Source organism: Neotabrizicola shimadae (genome assembly GCF_019623905.1).
Lineage (GTDB): Bacteria > Pseudomonadota > Alphaproteobacteria > Rhodobacterales > Rhodobacteraceae > Neotabrizicola > Neotabrizicola shimadae.
This window is the reverse complement of record NZ_CP069370.1, coordinates 2115806-2138143: the sequence shown is the minus strand read 5'-3', so window position 1 is coordinate 2138143 and position 22338 is coordinate 2115806. Positions and strand designations below refer to the sequence as shown.

At 66.5% G+C, this 22338-nt stretch carries 21 protein-coding genes; 14 read left to right on the top strand and 7 right to left on the bottom strand.

Features of this window, described 5'->3' with window-relative positions; all coding sequences use genetic code 11:
* Nucleotides 1-60 precede the first annotated feature (60 nt).
* Both JO391_RS10320 and JO391_RS10315 read right to left on the bottom strand, forming a co-directional pair.
* Nucleotides 61-1287 (bottom strand): ROK family transcriptional regulator, encoded by a 1227-nt coding sequence (locus tag JO391_RS10320; RefSeq protein WP_220660413.1) that lies wholly within the window; start codon nt 1285-1287, stop codon nt 61-63.
* Between the two features lie 6 nt (nt 1288-1293).
* A complete protein-coding gene (locus JO391_RS10315) occupies nt 1294-1731 on the bottom strand; it encodes an RbsD/FucU family protein (RefSeq protein ID WP_220660412.1) in 438 nt (145 codons plus the stop codon).
* 302 nt (nt 1732-2033) lie between these two features.
* On the opposite strand from JO391_RS10315, the gene JO391_RS10310 reads away from it, so the two are divergent.
* The 5 genes from JO391_RS10310 (at nt 2034) to JO391_RS10290 (ending at nt 6121) form a co-directional block, all read left to right on the top strand.
* Nucleotides 2034-3056 (top strand): sugar ABC transporter substrate-binding protein, encoded by a 1023-nt coding sequence (locus JO391_RS10310; protein WP_220660411.1) that lies wholly within the window; start codon nt 2034-2036, stop codon nt 3054-3056.
* Between the two features lie 118 nt (nt 3057-3174).
* The gene (locus JO391_RS10305) at nt 3175-4248 is read left to right on the top strand and encodes an ABC transporter permease (RefSeq protein WP_220660410.1); all 1074 of its coding nucleotides are present in this window, start codon (nt 3175-3177) and stop codon (nt 4246-4248) included.
* A gap of 14 nt (nt 4249-4262) precedes the next feature.
* On the top strand, nt 4263-5036 hold the full coding sequence (locus JO391_RS10300) for an ATP-binding cassette domain-containing protein (RefSeq protein WP_220664523.1): 774 nt from the start codon (nt 4263-4265) through the stop codon (nt 5034-5036).
* Entirely contained in the window at nt 5033-5644 is a 612-nt protein-coding gene (locus JO391_RS10295; protein ID WP_220660409.1) for a nucleoside triphosphate hydrolase, read from the top strand. The genes JO391_RS10300 and JO391_RS10295 overlap by 4 nt, the downstream gene beginning before the upstream one ends.
* 195 nt (nt 5645-5839) lie before the next feature.
* Nucleotides 5840-6121 (top strand): hypothetical protein, encoded by a 282-nt coding sequence (locus JO391_RS10290; RefSeq protein WP_220660408.1) that lies wholly within the window; start codon nt 5840-5842, stop codon nt 6119-6121.
* A gap of 121 nt (nt 6122-6242) precedes the next feature.
* On the opposite strand, the gene JO391_RS10285 is transcribed toward JO391_RS10290, so the two are convergent.
* Complete coding sequence (locus tag JO391_RS10285; protein ID WP_220660407.1) at nt 6243-6533, bottom strand: hypothetical protein; 291 nt, start codon at nt 6531-6533, stop codon at nt 6243-6245.
* A 145-nt stretch (nt 6534-6678) separates the two neighbouring features.
* On the opposite strand from JO391_RS10285, the gene JO391_RS10280 reads away from it, so the two are divergent.
* The gene (locus tag JO391_RS10280; RefSeq protein WP_220660406.1) at nt 6679-6993 is read left to right on the top strand and encodes a hypothetical protein; all 315 of its coding nucleotides are present in this window, start codon (nt 6679-6681) and stop codon (nt 6991-6993) included.
* Between the two features lie 75 nt (nt 6994-7068).
* Here JO391_RS10280 and JO391_RS10275 read toward each other — a convergent pair whose 3' ends face one another.
* Both JO391_RS10275 and carB read right to left on the bottom strand, forming a co-directional pair.
* Nucleotides 7069-8739, bottom strand: coding sequence for a hypothetical protein (locus JO391_RS10275; RefSeq protein WP_220660405.1), 1671 nt, complete (start codon nt 8737-8739; stop codon nt 7069-7071).
* 135 nt (nt 8740-8874) lie between these two features.
* Nucleotides 8875-12204 carry a carbamoyl-phosphate synthase large subunit gene (carB, locus tag JO391_RS10270; protein WP_220660404.1) on the bottom strand — a complete coding sequence of 1110 codons (3330 nt, stop codon included), beginning with the start codon at nt 12202-12204 and terminating at the stop codon, nt 8875-8877.
* 327 nt (nt 12205-12531) lie between these two features.
* On the opposite strand from carB, the gene JO391_RS10265 reads away from it, so the two are divergent.
* The 4 genes from JO391_RS10265 (at nt 12532) to JO391_RS10250 (ending at nt 16962) form a co-directional block, all read left to right on the top strand.
* The gene (locus JO391_RS10265) at nt 12532-13671 is read left to right on the top strand and encodes an aminodeoxychorismate synthase component I (RefSeq protein WP_220660403.1); all 1140 of its coding nucleotides are present in this window, start codon (nt 12532-12534) and stop codon (nt 13669-13671) included.
* Nucleotides 13629-14252: an aminotransferase class IV gene (locus JO391_RS10260; RefSeq protein WP_375155658.1), complete on the top strand. Its 624-nt coding sequence runs from the start codon at nt 13629-13631 to the stop codon at nt 14250-14252. The genes JO391_RS10265 and JO391_RS10260 overlap by 43 nt, the downstream gene beginning before the upstream one ends.
* Nucleotides 14253-14410: 158 nt before the next feature.
* Nucleotides 14411-16192 carry an aspartate--tRNA ligase gene (gene aspS, locus JO391_RS10255; RefSeq protein ID WP_220660401.1) on the top strand — a complete coding sequence of 594 codons (1782 nt, stop codon included), beginning with the start codon at nt 14411-14413 and terminating at the stop codon, nt 16190-16192.
* On the top strand, nt 16192-16962 hold the full coding sequence (locus tag JO391_RS10250; protein WP_220660400.1) for a BglII/BstYI family type II restriction endonuclease: 771 nt from the start codon (nt 16192-16194) through the stop codon (nt 16960-16962). The genes aspS and JO391_RS10250 overlap by 1 nt, the downstream gene beginning before the upstream one ends.
* On the opposite strand, the gene JO391_RS10245 is transcribed toward JO391_RS10250, so the two are convergent.
* A complete protein-coding gene (locus JO391_RS10245; protein ID WP_220664522.1) occupies nt 16963-17595 on the bottom strand; it encodes an MT-A70 family methyltransferase in 633 nt (210 codons plus the stop codon).
* A gap of 69 nt (nt 17596-17664) precedes the next feature.
* Between JO391_RS10245 and JO391_RS10240 the strand changes: the two genes are divergently transcribed.
* The 4 genes from JO391_RS10240 (at nt 17665) to JO391_RS10225 (ending at nt 21608) form a co-directional block, all read left to right on the top strand.
* The gene (locus JO391_RS10240; RefSeq protein ID WP_220660399.1) at nt 17665-18159 is read left to right on the top strand and encodes a DUF1993 family protein; all 495 of its coding nucleotides are present in this window, start codon (nt 17665-17667) and stop codon (nt 18157-18159) included.
* A 98-nt stretch (nt 18160-18257) separates the two neighbouring features.
* Nucleotides 18258-19619, top strand: a complete 1362-nt coding sequence (locus JO391_RS10235; protein ID WP_220660398.1) for a DUF1800 domain-containing protein — start codon at nt 18258-18260, stop codon at nt 19617-19619.
* A 10-nt stretch (nt 19620-19629) separates the two neighbouring features.
* Complete coding sequence (locus JO391_RS10230) at nt 19630-20829, top strand: DUF1501 domain-containing protein (protein ID WP_310795033.1); 1200 nt, start codon at nt 19630-19632, stop codon at nt 20827-20829.
* A 53-nt stretch (nt 20830-20882) separates the two neighbouring features.
* The gene (locus JO391_RS10225) at nt 20883-21608 is read left to right on the top strand and encodes a GNAT family N-acetyltransferase (protein ID WP_220660397.1); all 726 of its coding nucleotides are present in this window, start codon (nt 20883-20885) and stop codon (nt 21606-21608) included.
* Here the strand turns inward: JO391_RS10225 and JO391_RS10220 are convergent.
* On the bottom strand, nt 21582-22334 hold the full coding sequence (locus tag JO391_RS10220; RefSeq protein WP_259444664.1) for a response regulator: 753 nt from the start codon (nt 22332-22334) through the stop codon (nt 21582-21584). The two genes, JO391_RS10225 and JO391_RS10220, sit on opposite strands and share 27 nt — an antisense overlap.
* Between the last annotated feature and the right edge of the window lie 4 nt (nt 22335-22338).

Here is a 22338-nt window from a genome sequence, read left to right as displayed (position 1 = left end):
GTTTCTTCAATCCCAAATGTTTCCCGAAAGCCGCGATGTCAAGCGCGGTGGCCGTCTTCGTCAGCCCTCGCGTCCGACCGTGCCGGAATCGATAAGGTAGCGCTGCGACAGAGGGATCGCTGCGGCGCCCAGGGCGCGCGCGTGCGGCCCCACGGTGCCTTCCCGGATGGCGGGCGGCGTGACCCCCGCGAGGTCCAACCGCGACAGCGCCGCTTCGGTGCGGCGCACGATTTCGGCGCGTATAGCCGCAGGCATCCAGCCGTCGATCAGCACGGCTTCCAGTTCGAGGAGCGTCGCGGCCGACAGTGTGGCCGAGGCCAGCCCCTCCGCCGCGCCGTCCAGCCAGGCATCGAGGATCCGCTCAGACACATGCCAGGCATCCGGCGCGCCCCAAAGGTGATCAGAGGACTCGCCCGCCGCCTCCATCGCCTCGGCCAGAACCGACATTGACGCGGCGTCGAACAGCCGGCGCATCCGGCCGTCGGGGCCGGGTACTGGCATCGGCCCGACGCCCGCCGCGTTGCCGGTGCGTCCGGTGAAGAGCCGGCCCGACAGAACAAGCCCGCCGCCGATGAAGGTGCCGAAGTAGAAGTACAGGAAATCCGTGGGCCGTTCGCCCGTGCCGAAGATCAGTTCGGCGCCGCAGGCGGCACTGGCGTCGTTGCGAAGAAAGACCGGCATCCCGGTCAGCGCGGCCAGTTCTGTCTGGATGTCGCGGGTCTGCCACTGGTCCATCTCGTCCTGTGGCGCATGGATCACCTGGACCCAGTTCCACAGCTGGAAGGGCATCGCCACACCCAGCCCGCCGATCCGGTTGCGCAGGGGCGCCGGCAGGTCGCGCAGAATGTCGGGCAGGGCCTCGGCGACGAAGGCGACAACCGCGCCAGGGGTGGGATAGCGGTAGACGCGCCGGCGCATCGTCCGCGCGTTGCCGGTAAAATCAACCAGAACAAGGTCTGCCGACCGCCGCCCGATCTTCAGCCCCAGGAACAGCGCGCCTTCCGGGTTCAGCGACATCGGCACCGATGGCTGACCGACCCGGCCACGGACCGGCTCGCCCCGGATCAGCAGGCCATCGTCCTCCAGGTGGCGCATGATCACGCTGACCGTCTGCGCCGACAGGCCCGTCACGCGCGCGATGTCCGATTTCGCCAAAGCCCCGTTCTGACGCACCAGCGACAGCACAACGCGCTCGTTTCTGTCGCGCATCCCCGACTGGTTCGATCCCCGGAACCCGACATCCTCGGGAAGGGGTCTGTCGAACGTTTGCTCGGGGTCCTGCTTCATCGCGCCTCAGCCTGCATCCGGCAGGATCACACCCTTGCGGAGGATGACGTTCGCATAGGGCTGCGGTTCAGAGGTTGCAACCACCGTGTGGGCCGAGCGAATGCGCGGATAGAGATCATCACCCGCCATCGCCTTGACGGGAAAGCCAGGATGGCGCCGTGCCACGACCGCCTCGATCTCGGCATGAATCGGCGCCTTCTGCGCCGGGTTGTTGTTCAGGCTGGCCCGCATCACTGCATGTGGCACATGCGTGTCCAGCGGAAGGAAGCGCAGCACCGCATCCAGCAGGGGCACCAACGCGTGTCCGTCCGCCCGCACCAGCCGGCGGGCATGTTCCTGCGCAGGGTAGTTGCCATCCACCAGAACGATCTCGTCGCCGTGCCCCATCGCGCGCAGCGCATACAGAAGCTCGGGCCCAAGGATCGACGGCACTCCAATCAGCATCTTGTCACCCAGTCATTCGGCCTGAGCCCTCATCCTTCGCTCGCCCGTCAAGGCGATGCGAAACGGGCTGCTCAGGCCATCCTCCCATCCGATTCGTTCTGCCCGAAAGCGGGCGGCCGAATTCGCTTATGCCCGCAGGTTGGGCAGAGTGCGAACGTCTGTCAATATTAAATCAGACTGATTTATTTATGTTGACGCAGGTGGGCGAATCGGCTTTTCTAAGGACATCGCAGCGGGAGGATCGGCTGCGGACAGCTTTTCAACCGGGGGAACGAACCCCCTGATTCCGTGGGAGGAACACGATGAAGCTTTCGACCAAGGCCCTTCTGGGCTCTGCCGCGCTTGCGCTGATCTCGGCTGTGCCGAGCTTCGCGCAGGATGTGACGGCCTGCCTCATCACCAAGACCGACACCAACCCCTTCTTCGTGAAGATGAAGGAAGGCGCGACGGCCAAGGCCGGCGAGCTGGGGATCAACCTCAAGACCTATGCCGGCAAGATCGACGGTGACCATGAATCTCAGGTCGCGGCCATCGAGGCCTGTGTGGCCGATGGCGCGAAGGGCATCCTGCTCACCGCTTCGGACACCAAGGCCATCGTCGACTCGGTCAAGGCCGCCCGTGACGCAGGTGTCCTGGTGATCGCCCTCGATACGCCTCTGGACCCGATCGACGCTGCGGACGCGACCTTCGCGACCGACAACTTTGCCGCCGGCCTGCTGATCGGCCAGTGGGCCAAGGCGACGATGGGTGATGCCGCGGCCAACGCCAAGATCGCGATGCTGGACCTTGCCATCTCTCAGCCCTCGGTGGACGTGCTGCGCGACCAGGGCTTCCTGACGGGCTTCGGCATCGACACCAAGGACATCAACAAGTGGGGCGACGAAGAAGACGCCCGCATCATCGGCAACGAAGTCACCGCCGGCAACGAAGAGGGCGGCCTGAAGGCGATGGAAACGCTCCTCGCCAAGGACCCGGAAATCAACGTCGTCTACACGATCAACGAACCCTCGGCCGCTGGCGCCTACGAGGCGCTCAAGGCCGTGGGTCGTGAAAAGGACGTGCTGATCGTCTCGGTCGACGGCGGCTGCCCCGGCGTGCAGAACGTCAAGGACGGCGTCATCGGCGCCACCTCGCAGCAATACCCGCTGCTGATGGCCTCGCTTGGCATCGAAGCGATTGCGGCCTTCGCCAAGGATGGCACGAAGCCGGCCCCGACCGAAGGCAAGGCCTTCTTCGACACGGGCGTCGCGCTCATCACCGACAAGCCGGTCGAAGGCGTGCCCTCGATCGACACCGCCAAGGGCATGGAGCTGTGCTGGGGCTGATCCCTCGCCAGCGTTGATTTGGCGGGTCGCTTGACCCAACATGACCCGGCAGGGGCGGCCTTTGCGCCGCCCTTGTCATAACTGCCGCCCGGGAAGGGCGCGAAACGGGAGGGGAAGCATGGCTGCCGATCCGAAGGCAGCGACCTCGTTCGAAGAGGGCCTGAAAGGCGCATCCGAAAAGGTCGCGGAATTCCACGAAGAGCGAACCGCGCTCAAGTCCATCCAGCACTGGCTGCACCAGACACCTTCGGCCGTGCCGCTGATCGTTCTGATCGTCGCTCTGGTGATATTCGGCTTCCTTTCGCCGAACTTCTTCAAGGCGGTGACGCTGTCCACCATCCTGCAGCAGATCGCTATCGTCGGCATCATCGGCTGCGCGCAGACCATCGTCATCCTTACGGCGGGCATCGACCTGTCGGTCGGTGCCATCGCGGTATTTTCGTCGGTGCTGATGGGGCAGTTCACCTTCCGCTACGGCCTGCCGGCCGAGGTCTCCATCGTCCTCGGTCTTGCCTTCGGCACGCTGATGGGGGGCATCAACGGCTGGCTGGTCGCCAAGATGAAACTGCCGCCGTTCATCGTGACGCTTGGCACCTGGCAGATCATCCTGTCGTCAAACTACATCTTCTCGGCCAACGAGACGATCCGCTCGGCCGACATCGAAAAGGTCGCCCCCGCGCTGCAGTTCTGGGGACAGTCGATCCAGCCCGGCGGGGTGAAGGTGCTGTATGCCGTGTTCCTCCTGATCGTTCTGGTGGCGATCATGGCCTACGTGCTGCGTCAGACCGCATGGGGCCGCCATGTCTATGCCGTGGGCGACGACCCCGAGGCGGCGCAGCTGGCCGGTGTGCAGCGTGACAAAGTGTTGATCCAGGTCTATGCGCTGGCCGGCTTCTTCTGCGCCATCGCCGGCTGGGTGATGATCGGCCGCTTCGGTTCGGTCTCGCCGTCTGCCTCGACCGGGGTTCTGGGCAACATCCAGTCCATCACAGCCGTGGTGATCGGGGGCATCTCATTGTTCGGCGGTCGGGGGTCGATTGTCGGCATGTTCTTCGGGGCGCTGATCGTCGGCGTCTTCGAAATGGGCCTCAAGATGGTCGGGACCGATCCGCAATGGACCTTCTTCCTGATCGGCGTGCTCATCATCTTCGCGGTCGCCGTTGACCAGTGGATCAGAAAGGTTTCGGGATGAACGCTCAAGTGTCAGTGGAACCCATCCTCAAGGGCCGGGGCCTGTACAAGCGCTACGGAAAGGTCACCGCGCTGGACAACTGCGATTTCGACCTGATGCCGGGGGAAATCCTCGCGGTGATCGGCGACAACGGCGCGGGCAAGTCGACCCTCATCAAGGCGATCTCGGGGGCGGTTGTGCCCGACGAGGGGCAAATCTGGCTGGACGGTAAGGAGATAGCCTTCAGGACCCCGCTAGAAGCCCGTGGCGCGGGCATCGAGACGGTGTACCAGACCCTTGCCATGTCGCCCGCGCTGTCGATTGCAGACAACATGTTCATGGGGCGCGAGTTGCGGAAGCCGGGCCTCATGGGCCAGCTGTTCCGGCAACTTGACCGGCCGGCGATGGAAAAGTTCGCGCGGGCCAAGCTGAACGAACTGGGGCTGATGACGATCCAGAACATCAACCAGGCGGTGGAGACCCTTTCGGGCGGCCAGCGCCAGGGGGTGGCGGTGGCGCGGGCGGCGGCGTTCGGGTCGAAGGTCGTGATCCTGGACGAGCCCACAGCGGCGCTTGGCGTCAAGGAAAGCCGCCGGGTGCTGGAGCTGATCCGCGACGTCCGCTCGCGCGGGATCCCGATCATCCTGATCAGCCACAATATGCCTCACGTCTTCGAGGTGGCTGACCGAATCCACATCCACCGGCTGGGCCGCCGGCTCTGCGTGATCAAGCCGCAGGACTATACCATGTCCGACGCGGTGGCCTTCATGACGGGGGCCAAGGCGCCGGAAGGGGTCGAGGCGGCATGAGCCCCGGCGATCTGGCCGCGATGATCAAGGCCCGGGCAGCAGAGCTGCCCGGGCGTTTCCTTGTGGGGCTGGCCGGCCCGCCTGGCGCGGGGAAGTCCACGCTGGCGGCGGCTGTGGTAGCCGAGCTGGGGCCGGGGGCGCGGGTGGTGCCGATGGACGGGTTCCACTACGACGATATCGTCCTGAATGCCCGGGGGCTCAGGCACCGGAAGGGGGCGCCGGAGACCTTTGACGTGGCGGGGTTCCTGCATCTGTTGGACCGGCTGCGGGACGAGGAGGAGGTGGCGATCCCGATCTTCGACCGGAGCATCGAGATTTCCCGGGCGGCGGCGGATGTGGTGATGCCTTCGGACCGGATCCTGGTGGTCGAGGGGAACTGGCTGCTTCTGGACGAGGGGCGGTGGGCCGAGGCTGCGGGGCGGTTCGACCTGACGGTGATGCTGGAGGTGCCCGAGGCCGAGCTGGTGCGCCGGCTGATGGAGCGGTGGGCGACCCATGGCAAGACGCCGGCGGCGGCGCGGGCCTGGATCGAGGGCAACGACCTGCCCAATATCCGGCGGGTGATCGAGGGGTCGCGCCCGGCCGAGGCCGTGATCCGCTGGAGCTGAGCGTCCGAGCTCGGACGCTTGGCTCGGACAAGCAGTATCAATGGGTTGCGCGCGCGTCTTAACTTGGACTTAAGAATTGTCCGAGCCTCGGGCTTCCGTAGCACATTTCGCGTTCCGGATAGCGGACCCGCATCGGCACTGGCAGACTCACCGTCGACCCCGCGGAACCTGCGAGGGCGGAAGGGAAACACGACGATGAAAAAGCTGGTTGTCGCCCTGTTGGCACTGACTGCCCTTGGGGCCTGTGTGGATGATACCGGGGTGGCCGCGCCGGGGCCGGCAGAGCAGGCCTGTCTGGCGGCGGTGTCGGCGACGACGAACAACGGCGATGTTGCCCTGCTGTCGTCCACCTTCTCGCAGGCTGGAACCGAGGTGATCGTGGGCGTCGGACCCGACCGTGCGCAATGGCGCTGCATCGCCTATTCCGACGGCTCGACCGATGGGATCATGTCGCTGACCGACGAGGGCCGTCTCTAGCCCTGACCCGGCTTTCGGGCCCGATGGAACCCCCAGCGGATGCAGTGCGGCGCATCCGTTCCAGCGGGAGGCGGCAGGACACTCGGCTCCTGCCGCCTTTCGCCATTCCGGCGCGGCTGATTCATCCGGGCAATTGCGGTGCTGCCGCATCCCAGGCCTCGCCCATGGCAAGGATGCAGGCCTGACCGTTGGCGTTAGACTGCACGAGTGTCCAGTCGCCTCGCGGCGAGGCCCAGACCTCCACCACCGTATCGGTGTCGCGCAGGCCGGAAGCGGCAGGTTGCGGGCCGTAAAGCCGGCTGAGCCGCGCCACCATCTGCGCGCGCGGGGCGCAGATCACCTCGGCAATCGGGCTTTCCGCCTGAACGGGCAGGGGCAGAAGTGCCAGGCAAAGGGTGAGTCGGGTCCACATGCATGGAAGTGTAACACGGGTATGACAATGGGCCGAGTGCCTGGCCCGCGCCGGGGCGGGGCGCTGCAGCAGTTGCGGAGCCACTGCGCCGGTGCCACGCTGGACATGGCCGGAGCTGACCGGCCGGGACGGCGGGGGGGCTTTGATGCGGTCGTGGATTTGGACAATGGCAGGCGCGGCGGCCCTGGGCGGCTGCGTTCCGGCGGCAACGGCGGATCAGGCGGGGCCGGGGCAGGGTCAGCCGCCGGTGACATCATTCGCTGGGGCAGGGCAGGCCGAAGGCGAGGCCGCCTGCAAGGCCGCGGTCGCGCAGGCGACGGGCAGCGCCGAAGTGATGGTGCTGTCGTCGCAGCTGACTCATGTGGGGCGGCAGGTCACGCTTTCCGCAGGGGGAGAGCGGTGGAGCTGTGTCGCCGGGGCGGACGGATCGGTGTTCGATGTGATCAAGGTGGGCGGGTGAGGGGGGATAGTCGGGGTGAACTTCGACTTGCGCTCTCATGCCGCCTCATGTGTAACAGCTTGTGCTGACAACCCGTTATTGGTGTGACATTCCCTCAATTATCGCCCGCAGGGCTTGATATGTGTCCGAAGACGACGTCCTGTTGTCCCGGTGCGGAAACACGCGCGCATAGTCAAAACGCAGCTTCGCCAAGGCATCAAGCCAGAATCCAGTTTCAGCCTCTCCCTGGAGGACCATATCCATTGCGATCCTTTCGCGCGCTGCGCTTGCATACGCAAATGCCTCCGCGAAGATCTCAGGATCCGATCGCATTTTGGCCAGCTGGATAAGCGCCCCGATCCTCTCGCTCAAGGGCCATTCGTCTCGAATTGACCGCGCCGTGGCCAACGCTGCAGCCCAATCACCCGATCGCGCTTGTGCGGCTGAAATAAGCCGATAAGCTTTCGGGCGTTCATCCCAAGCCGGTACAGCTACCGAGTTGCGAGGATCGATCCCTGTGTCTTGCACAGTCGAGATCAATTGCAGAGCCGAATCGATATGACCGGCTTCGGCCTGAACCATTGCGAGCCTCGACAGCACCACAGGACGATACCAGTCCTCTATCATGTTCGCGGTCGTCATCGCCTCATCAAACGCTCCGCTTCCTGCCTGCGCTACAGCCGCCGCCCCGAGCGCCTGGACCCTTGCAGAAGCGTCCGGAATGGATGCAATAGTCTCAAACGCATTCGCGACCTGACCTGCTTCGATTTGTGACGCAACTATTCGTTCAACTACTTCAGCCTTGCTCACGCTATGGTCATGTGTTTCGAACGAGTCCGGGACTGGGGCAATCAGATCCGATGCGGCTTTCCAGTTCCCATCCTCAATTATCAGTATTGAAATCTCGAGTGTCGCTCTATTTCGCAGAAAGCTGTCATGGATCGTTTGCAGTATCTGAACTGCGTCGTCATATCGACTGCTGCGTGCCATGGCCACGGCGATCGCTGCTTTTGCGGCCAGTTCAGGAACGTCAGACGGAAAGGAGTCCTTGTTCGGAAAGAGCATATGCTGGCTTCTCGCGAGGTCCAATGTCGACAACGCTTCGTCGATTTGACCGATCTCGGCTTGTGCCGCTGCAATGTCGCATAGAACCGCGCCGCGGAATGCCTGATTGTCAAGAGAATCAAGAGCTGAGTACGACAAATCGGGAAACCCTGCCTTCGCCGCGCCCAACGCAAATTGTCTCAACGCCCGATCATGATCATCGGACGCATCAAGGACGCCATGAATTCCGAGCGCGATGGAATACGCCTCGGTGACCAAATTGACATCCCTGAAGTATTCTGCCACGGTCAATAGGGCCAGAAATCTATCGTAGTCATTGCGGATGCTTCTCGCTTCCGCCGCCAACAGCAGGGACTGACAGGATTGGCACTCCCCGATTTCTGATGAAGCCTCGTGCAGGCCGTCACTGACATCCTGGATCGATGGCCCACCAGATGCGCGGCCGTTTCTGAGGTCGACCGCGAGGCTCGAATCCGGGTAACTGGACTGGATCAATCGGAGCCTGTCATTCGCAAGCGCAAGCGCTTCCCAGCGCCTTACGATTGATTGTGGGTCATCTGCTTCAGCTGCCTGCGTCGCGTCCCATGCAACCTTTGCCTCATGGAAAAGAGCCTCGGGCCCCTCTTCCGTTCGGCAGGATGTCGCAGCGAGCAGCATCAGGAACACGATCCGCGACAACGCGGACGAGCAGCATTTGCCCATGGCGTCACCTCTTCCGTCTACAGGGAGGAAGACCAAACCAATTGCCTATGACCCGCAATGACCTAGATCAGAGACTGGCATCAGCCTCGGCCGCCGGATGCGGCGCTGCGTCGGTCGATCAGGTGGTCGGTCGCATCACCCCTGCAGCGTCCTTACGCCATAGCCCTCGCCCCGTGCCTTCATCGCGGCCACGGCGGCGATGCTGGCGGCGGCGGTGGTGAAGTAGGGGATCTTGTCCATCAGCGCGACGCGGCGGATGTCGCGGCTGTCACTGATGGCCTGGGCGCCTTCGGTGGTGTTCATCACCAGGGCGACGTCGCCGTTCTTCAGCCGGTCCACGATGTTGGGGCGGCCTTCATAGACCTTGGCCACGCCTTCGGAGGCCACGCCGTGCTGGGTTAGCCAGGTGGCGGTGCCGCGGGTGGCGACGATCTGGAAGCCCATGGCGGCAAGGTCGCGCGCGGCATCGGCCAGGGCCTGCGACTTGTCGCTGTCCTTGACCGACAGGAACACGCGGCCTTCTTCGGGCAGGGACATACCGGCGCCCATCTGCGCTTTGAGGAAGGCGAGGGGGAAGGTGCGGTCCCAGCCCATGACCTCTCCGGTGGAGCGCATTTCCGGCCCGAGCAGGGGGTCGACGCCGGGGAAGCGGGCGAAGGGCATGACCGCCTCTTTCACCGAGAACCAGGGGGTGTTCGGGTTGGCGAGCGTCAGCGGATCGGCCAGAGGCAGCGGGCTGTCGGGGCCGACATTGGCAGGGTAGGGCGGGCGTTCGGGGAAGGCGGAGAGCTTTTCGCCCGCCATGAGCCGCGCGGCGATGGAGGCGATGGCCGAGTCGGTTGCCTTGGCGACGAAGGGCACGGTGCGGGACGCGCGGGGGTTCACTTCCAGGACGTAGATCACGCCGTCCTTGATGGCGAACTGCACGTTCATCAGGCCCACGACATGCAGGGCGCGGGCCATCTGCACGGTCTGGCGCTTCAGCTCTTCCACCGTCTCGGACGAAAGCTGGTGGGGCGGCAGGCAGCAGGCAGAGTCGCCGGAATGGACGCCGGCTTCCTCGATATGTTCCATGATGCCCGCGACATGGACGTTTTCGCCGTCGGAGAGGGCATCCACGTCCACCTCGACCGCGCCGGAGAGGTAGCTGTCGAGGAGCACGGGGCTGGTGCCCGAGACCTGCACGGCGGTGGCGATGTAGCGGTCGAGCTGGGCATCGTCGCGCACGATTTCCATGGCGCGGCCGCCAAGGACATAGGAGGGGCGGATCACCAGCGGGTAGCCCACGCGGGCGGCGATGGCGAAGGCCTGATCGCGGCTGGTGGCGATGCCGTTGACCGGCTGTTTCAGGCCAAGGTCGTTCAGGAGCTTCTGGAAGCGTTCGCGGTCTTCGGCCAGGTCGATGGCATCGGGGGTGGTGCCGAGGATCGGGATGCCTTCATGCGCCAGGGCCTGGGCGAGTTTCAGCGGCGTCTGGCCGCCGAACTGGACGATGACGCCGTGCAGCGTGCCGTTCTCCTGCTCGACCCGCAGGATTTCCAGGACATGTTCCAGGGTCAGCGGTTCGAAATAGAGCCGGTCCGAGGTGTCGTAGTCGGTGGAGACCGTCTCGGGGTTGCAGTTGACCATGATGGTCTCGTAGCCGGCTTCGGTCAGCGCAAAGCAGGCGTGGCAGCAGCAGTAGTCGAACTCGATGCCCTGGCCGATGCGGTTGGGGCCGCCGCCGAGGATGACGACCTTCTTCGCCTTGCTGGGGCGGGATTCGCATTCGACGTCACCCATCGCGGGGGCTTCGTAGGTGGAATACATGTAAGGTGTCTGCGCCTCGAACTCGGCGGCGCAGGTGTCGATGCGCTTGAAGACGGCGGTGACGCCAAGGTTGCGGCGGGCGCGGCGGACCTGGGCTTCGTCGCGGCCGGTTAGCTTTGCCAGGCGGGCGTCGGTGAAGCCCATCATCTTGAGCTTGCGCAGGCCCTTTTCATCGAGCGGCAGGCCGTCGTGGCGGATTTCGGCCTCGGCATCGACGATCTCGCGGATGCGGGCGAGGAACCAGGGGTCGAACGCGGTGATGTGCTGGATGTCGTCGTTCGTCAGCCCGTGGCGCATGGCCTGGGCGATGGTGCGCAGGCGGTCAGGCGTGGCGAGGGAGAGGGCCTTGGAGATGGCAGCCTTGTCGGGGGCGCCGGGGATGGCGATCTCGTCAAAGCCGGTGAGGCCGGTTTCCAGGGAGGCGAGCGCCTTTTGCAGCGATTCGTGGATCGTGCGGCCGATGGCCATGGCCTCGCCCACGGATTTCATCGCGGTGGTGAGGAAGGGTTCGCTTCCTGGGAACTTCTCGAAGGCGAAGCGGGGGATCTTGGTCACGACATAGTCGATGGACGGCTCGAAGCTGGCGGGGGTGACCTTGGTGATGTCGTTGTCGAGTTCGTCCAGCGTGTAGCCGATGGCGAGCTTCGCGGCGATCTTGGCGATGGGGAAGCCGGTGGCCTTGGAGGCCAGCGCCGAGGAGCGGCTGACGCGGGGGTTCATCTCGATGACGACCATGCGACCGTCCTTCGGGTTGATCGCCCATTGCACGTTGGAGCCGCCGGTTTCCACCCCGATCTCGCGCAGCACGGCGATCGAGCCGTTGCGCATGATCTGGTATTCCTTGTCGGTCAGCGTCAGCGCGGGGGCGACGGTGATGGAATCGCCGGTGTGCACGCCCATCGGATCGACGTTCTCGATCGAGCAGACGATGATCGCGTTGTCGGCCTTGTCGCGCACCACCTCCATCTCGAATTCCTTCCAGCCGAGGAGGGATTCGTCGACGAGGACCTGGGCCACGGGAGAAGCCTCGAGGCCGGATTTCACGATGGCCTCGTAGTCGTCGCGGTTGTAGGCCACCCCGCCGCCGGTGCCGCCCAGCGTGAAGGCGGGGCGGATGATGGCGGGCAGGCCGACCTCGGGCAGGACGCGCAGGGCCTCGGCGAGGCCGGCGGCGATGTCGTACTTGCCGGTGGCGAGCTTGGGCGCGGCGACGATGGCGGCCTTGGGGTTTTCCAGGCCGATGCGGTCCATCGCCTCGCGGAAGAGCTTGCGATCTTCTGCCATTTCGATGGCTTCGCGCTTGGCGCCGATCAGCTCGACGTTGAACTTTTCCAACACTCCGAGGTCGGCCAGCGCGAGCGCGGTGTTCAGCCCGGTCTGGCCGCCCATGGTGGGCAGGAGAGCGTCGGGGCGTTCCTTTTCGATGATCTTGGCGACCACTTCGGGCGTGATCGGTTCGATATAGGTGGCATCGGCCAGGCCCGGATCGGTCATGATCGTGGCCGGGTTCGAGTTCACCAGAACGACGCGGTAGCCTTCCTCGCGCAGCGCCTTGCAGGCCTGCGCGCCGGAATAGTCGAACTCGCAGGCCTGTCCGATGACGATGGGACCCGCCCCGATGATCATGATGGAGGAGATGTCGGTTCTCTTCGGCATGGTCGGTCCCTCGGCGCAAATTGACCGCGCTTATAGTCATGGAAGGGCGGGGCGCAAGGGTGGAAGCGTCGGGCCGGGCGACGGGCGGGGCAGGGGGGCTTTCTGCCCCCCTCTGCGCCCCCGCGTCTTCACCCACCAAGGATGTTTGCGGACAGAAAATGGGCAGGTGACGCGGGCTGCGGGCCTTGGCGCCTTGCGGGGCGTGACCGGCCGGGCGCCGCAAGAAGCGGCGCGGGAGGGGTCGGTTTTTCGGGGGGAAGCGACTGGAACGGACTGGCGGGAGTGGCCGGGGCGGATTAGGTCGGGCGGAAGGAGAGGGAGCGGCGCGTGATCCTTGTCGAACATGGTCCCGGCGAGACCCCCGCGCTGTTCCGGCAGGCGCGCGGCCTTGTCGTGGCCGGGACGCCGGAAGAGGTGCGCCCGGCGCTGGAGCGGGCCGAGGCGGCGCGGCGGGCGGGGGCCTGGGTGGCGGGCTGGGTCGGCTATGAGACGGGCTACGCGCTTGAGCCGAAGCTGACGCGGCTGATGCCCGAGAGGCGGCGCGGACCGCTTCTGGTGCTGGGTCTGTTCGACGGGCCTGAGCCTGCGGGCGCGGCGCTGGAGCAGGCGGCGGCAGAGGGGCGCGGGTCGGCGATGACGGCGCCCGAGCCGATGGTGGCGCGGGCGGACTATGACGCGGCGATGGCGCGGGTCCTGGCCTATATTGCGGCGGGCGACTGCTATCAGGTGAACCTGACCTTCCCGATGGCGGCGCGGCTGGCCTCTGGCACGGCGCTAGGGCTTTATGGCGCGTTCCGGCGCACCGGAGCGGTGGGGCACGGCGCATTCGCCGACCTGGGGGTGGGGCCGGCGGTGGTGTCGCGCTCGCCCGAGCTGTTCTTCCGGCTGGAGGCGGGCGGGCGGATCGTGACGCGGCCGATGAAGGGCACGGCGCCGCGCGACCCGGACCCGGCGCGCGATGCGGCGCTGGCGGCGGCCTTGCAGGCCAGCGTGAAGGACCGGGCCGAGAATCTGATGATCGTGGACCTTCTGCGCAACGACATCTCGCGTCTGGCGCGGGTGGGCAGCGTGAAGGTGCCGGCTTTGTTTGCACTGGAACGCTATGCCACGGTGCATCAGATGACCTCGACCGTGGTGGGCGAACTTGCCGAAGCGCCGTCGCTGCCCGGCCTGATGGCGGCGCTGTTTCCCTGCGGGTCCGTGACCGGTGCGCCGAAGATCCGGGCGATGGAGATCATCCGGGAGGTGGAGCCCATGCCCCGCGGCGTCTATTGCGGGGCGGTGGGCTGGATGTCGCCGGATGGCACGGCCGATTTCTCGGTGGCGATCCGGACGCTTTCGATCTGGGACGACGAGATCGTGATGAACGTGGGTGGCGGGGTCGTGCATGGCTCGACGGCGCAAGGCGAATGGGAGGAGGCGCTGTGGAAGGCGCGCTTCGTGAAGGCGGCAGTGCGCCGGAGCTGAAGCTGATCGAGACGCTTCTGTGGGATGGCGCGCGGGCGGTCCGGGCGGACCGGCATGGCACGCGTATGGCGGCGGCAGCGACGGCGCTTGGCTGGGGGTTTGACGCGAGCCGGTTCGCGGCGCTGGCGCGAGGCGAGGCAGGGGTGCCGGCGCGGCTGCGGTTGACGCTGGATGGCGGCGGGCAGATGGCGGTGGAGCGGGGGGCAGTGCCGGCGCCTTTGGCTGTCTGGCGCGTGGGGATGGCGGGGGCGCGGCTGTCTTCGGGCGACCCCTGGCTGCGGGTGAAATCGACGCGGCGGGCGGTTTATGACGCGGCGCGGGCGGGGCTGGCGCCGGGGCTGGATGAGGTGGTGTTCCTGAACGAGCGGGGCGAGGTCTGCGACGGGACCATCACCACGCTCTTCTTCGACCGGGGGCAGGGGCTGCGGACGCCGCCCTTGTCCTCGGGCCTGTTGCCGGGGGTGCTGCGGGCCGGGATGGCGGTGCCGGAAGAGGTGCTGATGGCCGAAGACCTGGGCCGGGTGCGGCTGTGGCTGGGCAATTCGCTGCGCGGGCTGGCCCCGGCGGTTTGGGTGGGGTGAGCGCACCCGGTCCGGCGAGGCCCCGGCCTGCGCCGAGGCGAGACGAAGGTGGGTATTTGGGCAAAGAAGAAGCCGCAGGAGGGCGGCGCCCTTGACTTGGGGGCTGTGGCGCGGTGTATCGGCGCGGATCACTGATGCCGCGGCCCGAGGGGACCCAAATGCACGCCTATCGCAGCCATACCTGCGCCGGACTGAACAAGACCCATGTGGGAGAGACCGTGCGTCTTTCGGGCTGGGTGCATCGGGTGCGCGACCATGGCGGCGTGCTGTTCATCGACCTGCGCGACCATTACGGCATCACCCAGGTGCTGGCCGACAGCGACAGTGCGGCCTTTGCCGCGCTGGAAAGCGTGCGGTCGGAATGGGTGATCCGCATCGACGGCCGGGTGAAGGCGCGCGATGCCGCGCTGGTGAATCCGAAGATCCCCACGGGCGAGATCGAGGTCTATGCGCTGGAGATGGAAGTGCTGGGGCCGGTCGAGGGCGACCTGCCGGTGCCGGTGTTCGGCGATGTGGAATACCCCGAGGAAACCCGGCTGACCTACCGCTTCCTGGACCTGCGGCGCGACAGCATGCATCAGAACATGATGCTGCGGTCGAACGTGGTGCGCTGGCTGCGCGAGAAGATGTGGGCGCAGGGCTTCACCGAGTTCCAGACGCCGATCATCACGGCCTCGTCGCCCGAAGGGGCGCGGGACTTCCTGGTGCCGAGCCGCCTGCACCCGGGCAAGTTCTATGCGCTGCCGCAGGCGCCGCAGCAGTTCAAGCAGCTGATCCAGGTGGCGGGCTTCGACCGCTATTTCCAGATCGCGCCCTGCTTCCGCGACGAGGACCCGCGCGCTGACCGGTCGCCGACCGATTTCTATCAGTTGGACATCGAGATGTCCTTTGTCACGCAGGATGACGTGTTCGGTGCGGTGCAGCCGGTGCTGCAGGGGTTGTTCGAGCATTTTGGGCGTGGCCGGAAGGTCCATGCCGACTGGCCGCGGATTGCCTATCGCGATGCGCTGAAGTGGTACGGGTCGGACAAGCCGGACCTTCGCAACCCGATCAGGATGGCCGACGTCAGCGAGCATTTCCGCGGCTCGGGCTTTGGGATCTTTGCGAAGCTCCTGGAGACCGAGGGGAACGAGGTGCGGGCGATCCCGGCGCCGACCGGGGGCAGCCGCAAGTTCGCCGACCGGATGAACGCCTTTGCCCAGAAGGAAGGGCTGCCGGGGATGGGGTACATCTTCTGGCGGAAGGCCGAGGATGGCTCGACCGAGGCGGCCGGGCCGATTGCCAAGGCGATCGGGCATGAGCGGACCGAGGCGATCCGGGTGGAGCTGGGGCTGGCCGAGGGTGACGCCGTGTTCTTCCTGGGCGGCAAGCCTGAAGTGTTCGAGCCGGTGGCAGGGCGGGCGCGCAACGAGATCGGGCGGGAGTTGGGGCTGACGGAACAAGACTGCTTCCGCTTTGCCTGGATCGTCGACTTCCCGATGTACGAGAAGACCGACGAGGGGAAGATCGACTTTTCCCACAACCCCTTCTCGATGCCGCAGGGCGGGCTTGAGGCGCTGATGGGCGATCCCTTGCAGGTCTATGCCTATCAGTACGACCTCGCCTGCAACGGCTACGAGGTGATTTCGGGCGGTATCCGCAACCACAAGCCCGAGATCATGTACCGGGCCTTCGAGCTGGCGGGGTATCCGAACTCCGAGGTGGACAAGCGGTTTGGCGGGATGGTCAAGGCGTTCAAATATGGTGCGCCCCCCCACGGCGGCTGCGCGGCGGGCATCGACCGGCTGGTGATGCTGCTGGCCGATACCACCAATATCCGCGAGGTCATCATGTTCCCGATGAACCAGCGGGCCGAGGATCTGCTCATGGGCGCGCCGAGCGAGCCCCTGAACGAACAGCTGCGCGAACTGCGGCTGCGGGTGGTGCCGAAGGAGGCGTGATGCTGGAGGGCCTGCGCGCGGCCGGGTTCGACGTCGCCACGCGCAACCACGCCGAGGCGATCCTGGCCTTCGACTTTCCTGACGAGCTGGGCGGCCTGGTGGCCGCCCTTCTGACTTTCCGCATCGGCCTGGAAGAGGTGATCGGCGGAGGGGGTGGCGAAAGTGGCCAGACGCAGCGGCTGCGTCATGCGCTGGCCGAGGCCGGCTGGCGGAAACACAAGTTCAGCGTGCAGGTGATCGTGGACGGGCGCGAGCGCGAGGCGATCAGCCACGAGGTGGACCATGTGCGCTTTGCGCCGCAGGGCGGGTTGGCGCTGGAGATCGAGTGGAACAACAAGGATCCGTTCTTCGACCGGGACCTGGAGAATTTTCAGCGGCTTCACGCGATTTCGGCGATCAGCCTGGGGGTGATCGTGACGCGCGGCCGGTCCATGCAGGAGGCGCTGCTGCCGCGCATCCGCGGCTGGATGGAGTCGCGCGGGCTGGCATCCGAGGACGATCTGGACCGGCTGGGAATATCGGAGCGCACCGCAGCGCAGCGGCGGGCGGTGGCCGGGCAAGTGGCCCGAGGGGCAGGTTTCGCCGAGGCCTTTGCCCGCAAGTTCGTGGCCGACAAGTTTGGCGCGGCCACCACGCATTGGGCCAAGCTGGAGGAACGGATCAGCCGCGGCGTCGGCAATCCTTGCCCGCTCTTGCTGATCGGCCTGCCGGAAAGCGTGCTGGCCGATGCGATCCCGCGACCGGACCCTGTGCCGGACTTGTTCGGCTGATCACTCGGCCGCGAGGCCGGAATTATAGGAATAGGTTTTCCAGGTGGGCTTGTAATCCTCGTCCGCCTGGTTGCCCCAGACCGTCCAGCCCTCGCGCACGCCGCGACCGAAGAGTTCCAGATATGGCCCCCAGGAGCAGGATTCGATCAGCTCGTACTGTTCGTCCGGCTTGCGGGAGTGTTCGCGCTTGCGGGTGGACAGGAAATTCACCTGGCGCCGGCCGGGGGCGAGGGTGCGGGCATTCTTGCCGCGGGTGCCGAACAGGATGACCTCGGTCACGTTGCGGAAGTAGAAGCCCACGCCGCGCCCGTCGGAACCGCCGTCCTTGCGTTCCTTGTGCCAGATCAGGTTCGACTTGTAGTCGAATCCCCAGGCAGACAGCACGCGGAGACCATCGGGCAGAAGCGCGTTGGGCACCCAGAGGTAGCAGTGGGCCCGGTCTTCCAGATGATCGGCCACGGGCAGCGCGCAGATTTCGTCAAGCGTCAGCGTCGGATAGCGTGACAGGCGCTTGTGTTCCGGGGCAACCTTTCCCGTGCGGTTCTCGAATCGCCAGGGCGGATCGGCCAGCACGCAGCCGAACCGGTCAGAGCCGAGAAACCGTTGCAGGTCTTGTGCCGCGCTGTTGCCCATGTCCAACATGTTGCGTGTCCGGGGAAGGTGCATCAAGGTGAACAATGCCGGAACAGAAGTAAAGGCCCGATGAACTTGACCCCGCCGCTTTACACCGCCTCGGTGCCCGTGTTCCGCCATTACCTGGGGCGGATCACCGAGATCGTCGGGCGGGCAGGACCCGAGCTTCTGCGGGCGCGGGTGGGTGAAACCTTCCCCGCGGGGAAGCAGTTTGCCACGGCTGCGGGCTTTGCGGTTCGGGTCGCCTGCCCGCTGGCGGGGCGCGAGGTGCCGCATCTACCGGCGGCGCTGGCACCGCGGCTGGCGGTGGTGCGCGCACTTCTGGGGGCGATGCGGCCGGCCGAGTTCGAAGGGGCGGAGGAGCGGGTGATCCGGCACGAGGCGGGATTCGCAGTGCTGGAACAGGACGGGGCGAGCTTCCTGCACCTTTACGGGATCCCGAACTTCTTCTTTCACCTGACCATGGGCTACGCCGCCCTGCGCGAGGCGGGGATGGACCTCGGCAAGGCGGACTTTGACGGCTTTCACAGCTATCCGGCGGATTTCCGCCTCGATAGCGACTGAGACGCGAAAATCCGCGCGGATCACGGGGTTGCGATCCGCACCCTGTCGAACATCGAGCAGGGATCCCCTATATCTGCCAGCCTGTTGACCGGGAGACCATGATGCCCACCAACGAGACCCTGGTTGCCTTCCGTTTCGGATATGGCCTGCCGCTGCCCAAGGGAGCGCCCGTCACACCCGAGACGATGCTGGCGGCCCTGGCGGCGCCGGACCCGGGCCCGGCTCTGTGGCCGGGGCTGACGACCGAAGCCGCTGTGGAGCAGATGCAGTTCTTCGATGCCTCGCGGCGCCGTGGCAAGGAAAGCAAGGAAGCCTTCGACGCGAGTTCGAAGGAGATCGCCCGCCGCGTGCAGGAATTGCGCGACCGGAGCGTGAAGGTGGCCGTCGCGCGGGCTCTGGATTCTTCGGATGGCTTTCGCGAACGGCTGGTGGCCTTCTGGGCCGACCACTTCACTGTCGTGTCGACCAACCAGCGCACCCCGGCCATGCCGAGCGCCATGGTTGAAGACGCGATCCGCCCGCATCTTTCTGGCGCTTTCGCCGACATGCTGGTGGCGGTGACACTGCATCCGGCCATGCTGGTCTATCTGAATCAGGATCGTTCGATCGGCCCTGACTCTCCCATAGGTCAGCGCAACGGCCGCGGGCTGAACGAGAACCTTGCGCGCGAGGTGATGGAGCTTCACACGCTGGGTGTGGGCGGCGGCTACACGCAGGACGACGTGCGGCAGATGGCCGAGCTGCTGACCGGCCTGACCGTGACGACCGAGGACGGCTTTGCCTTTCGCGAGGCCTGGGTGGAACCCGGCGCGGAAACGGTTCTGGGCGTGACCTATGACGGCAAGGGCACGGAACCGATCATCCAGGCGCTGCGGGCCCTTGCGGCGCGCCCCGAGACGGCCGAACACATCTCGCGCAAGCTGGCCGTGCATTTCGTCAGCGACGATCCGGACCCCGATCTGGTGGCGGCCATGTCCAGCGCCTGGCGCAGCAGCGGGGGCGACCTGATGGCGGTCTATGGAGCCTTCCTGACCCATCCGGCCGCCTGGGCGCCGACCGCAGCCAAGGTGCGCCAGCCGGCCGAGTTCCTTGTGGCGGCTCTGCGCGGGCTGGGGGTGACCGGGGCCGATGTGATGGCGATGGATCAGAAGACGCTGGCGCGCACGGTGGTGCGGCCGATGCAGGCGATGGGGCAGCCCTGGCAGCAGGCGCCAGGACCGAACGGCTGGCCCGAACAGCCGGAGAAATGGATCAACCCGGCTCATCTGGCGACGCGCATCGCCTGGTCGATGGCGCTGCCGCAGCGGTTGGCCGATCCCTTGCCGGATCCGCGCGCGATGGCCGTCGAGGTCTTGGGCGACCGGGCGGGTGAGGCGATCACCCTGGCGGTATCGCGGGCGGAATCGGTGCGGGAGGGGGTCGGGCTGGTGCTCGCCTCGCCCGAGTTCAACCGGAGATAGGGGGCGGCAGATGATGAACCGGCGATTCTTCCTGCGCGGTGCGGCAGTGCTTGGCTGCTCGGTTGCGGCGCATCCGATGCTGACCACGCTGACGCTGGCCGCGGGGGAAAAGACCCTGGGCGAGAACCGGCTGGTCGTGATCATCCTGCGCGGCGCGATGGACGGGCTGGGCACGGTGATCCCGGTGGATGACCCGCTGTACGCGCAATATCGCCCCGGCCTGTCGGACCTGGGCGAGGCTCCTGGGGCGCTGACGGGTGGTTTCGCGCTGAACCCGGCGCTGTCGGGCTTGATGCCGCTGTGGCAGGCGGGTCAGCTGGGCTTTGTCCATGCGACCTCGACGCCTTACCGCGACAAGCGCAGCCATTTCGACGGGCAGGACATCCTGGAGGCGGGGACCGGCACCGATGTGGCGGTGAGCGCGGTGCGCGACGGCTGGCTGAACCGGATGCTGCAGGCGGTGCCGGGGCTTTCGGCGGAAACCGCCTATGCCGTGGGCCGCGACGCGCTGCCCCTGCTGGAGGGGCCGGCGCCGGCGCGGAACTGGGCGCCGGACCTGCGGCTGCGCATCACGCCCGCGACCGAGCGGCTCCTGGAGGTGGTCTATCACGACGATCCCTTGTTCCGCGATGCCTCGGAAGAGGCGATGACGCTGTCGGACGAGCTGGACGATGACCTGATGGCGGCGGCCCCCCTGGGGGCAAAGCGGCTGTCGAACAACGAGAAGCTGGCCGATTTCGCCGCCGAGCGGTTAAGGGGCGAATCTCGCATCGCGGCCTTTTCGCAGACCGGCTGGGATACCCATGCCAACCAGGCGGTTGGCCTTGCCGGCGCGCTGAAGGGGTTGCAGCAGACGATCCTGCGCCTGCGCGAGGGGCTGGGCGAGGAGATCTGGGGCAAGACCACGCTGATCACCATGACCGAGTTCGGTCGCACCGTGCGCGAGAATGGCACCAAGGGCACGGATCACGGCACCGGGGGGCTTTCGATCCTGGCGGGCGGGGCGATCCGGGGCGGGCAGATCTATGGCCCCTGGCCGGGCCTGAACGAAAGTGCGCTTTACGCCGGGCGCGACCTGATGCCGACGACCGACATCCGGTCCTGGGCGGCCTGGGCCATGGCGGGGATGTACGGCTTTGACCGGACGCTGCTGGAGACCTCGATCTTTCCGGGGTTGGACATGGGCAGCGACCCGCGCCTTCTGCTGTAGCCGTTGCCTGTTGCCCGCGCCCGCACCATAACGGGCGCAGGCAGGAGGCGCGCATGAACGACGCAGAACGGTTGGGTTTCGAGGTTCCGGGTTGGGTGCCGCCGCCGCGGCCTGACGGCTTGACGGTGCTGGAAGGGCGTCATGCCCGGCTGGAGCGGATGGACCCGGATGCCCATGCCGCCGATCTGCACCGCGCCTTCAGCCTGGACGATTCGATCTGGGATTACATGCCCTATGGCCCCTTCGGCTCGGCCGCGCGCTATCACCGTTGGGCCAAGGACACGGCGATGGGCGGCGATCCCGTGTTCTTTGCCATCCGCAACCAGGCGACGGGCCATTGTGGCGGGGTGGCAAGCTATCTGCGCATCACGCCCGAGGCCGGGACGATCGAGGTGGGGCATATCTGCCTGGCGCCCGAGTTGCAGCGCAGCGTCGTGGCGACCGAGGCGATGTTCCTGATGATGCAGTGGGCCTTCGAGGCGGGCTATCGCCGCTATGAGTGGAAATGCAATGCGCTGAACATGGCCTCGCGCCGGGCGGCGCAGAGGCTGGGCTTCAGCCATGAGGGCATCTTCCGGCAGGCGGCGGTGGTGAAGGGGCGCAATCGCGACACCGCCTGGTTCGCCTGCATCGACAGCGAATGGCCGGGATTGAAGGCGGCCTATGACGCCTGGCTGTCGCCGGCCAACTTCGACGCGCAGGGGCGGCAGAAGGAACGCCTGGCCGACCTGACCGGTCTGGTGCGTGCGGCGTCAGATCCGGCACTGGCCGGGCGCTGATGCAAAGGCGGGCGGGCCTTCGGCAATGCGCTGGCGGATGAGACGGCGCAGCCGGGCCTGGCCATGTGCGCTGGACAGGACGGGCAGGGCGGCGGCGAGCGCCGGATCATGCGCCTGACGCGCGAGGCCGGCAAGAAAGCCGGTCAGCCAGGGCTGTGGCAGGCCCTTGGCAAGATACCCCTCGGCGCGGCGCAGATCGTCGATCAGCGCGATGGGGTCGGGCGCGGCCGGGCTGTCCGTCCCGGCGGGAAAGGGCAGGCTTTCGGGCAGGCGGTCGAGCACCTGGGCCAGGAAATCGGCCATGCGTTCGATGGGTTTGGGCAGGAAGCCATCGGCCCCGGCCAGGCGCGCGGGCGCCTCGGCCGCGGGGTCGCCGCTGGTGGCCAGCAGGACCACGGGGCGGCGCTGGCTGTTTGCGATGTCGGCGATCAGGGCGGTGCCCTCGCCATCGGGCAGGCCGATGTCGACGATCGCCACATCGGGTCGATAGGTCGCCAGATGGGCACGGGCCGCGGCCAGGGTGTCAGCCCGGCGCAGCCGCGCGCCGGCACGCTGGCACATCAGGCGCAGGGCTTCGCAGGCAAAGCGGCTGTCTTCCACCGCCAGCACCGTCAGCCCCTGCAATGGCAGCAGGCCCCGCTGCGGTGGGCCGGGCAGGACGGGGATATAGGCGGGATCGGGCATGGCGGTGTCCTTGTCGATGCCCGACATGTGAACGTCATCCATGCTA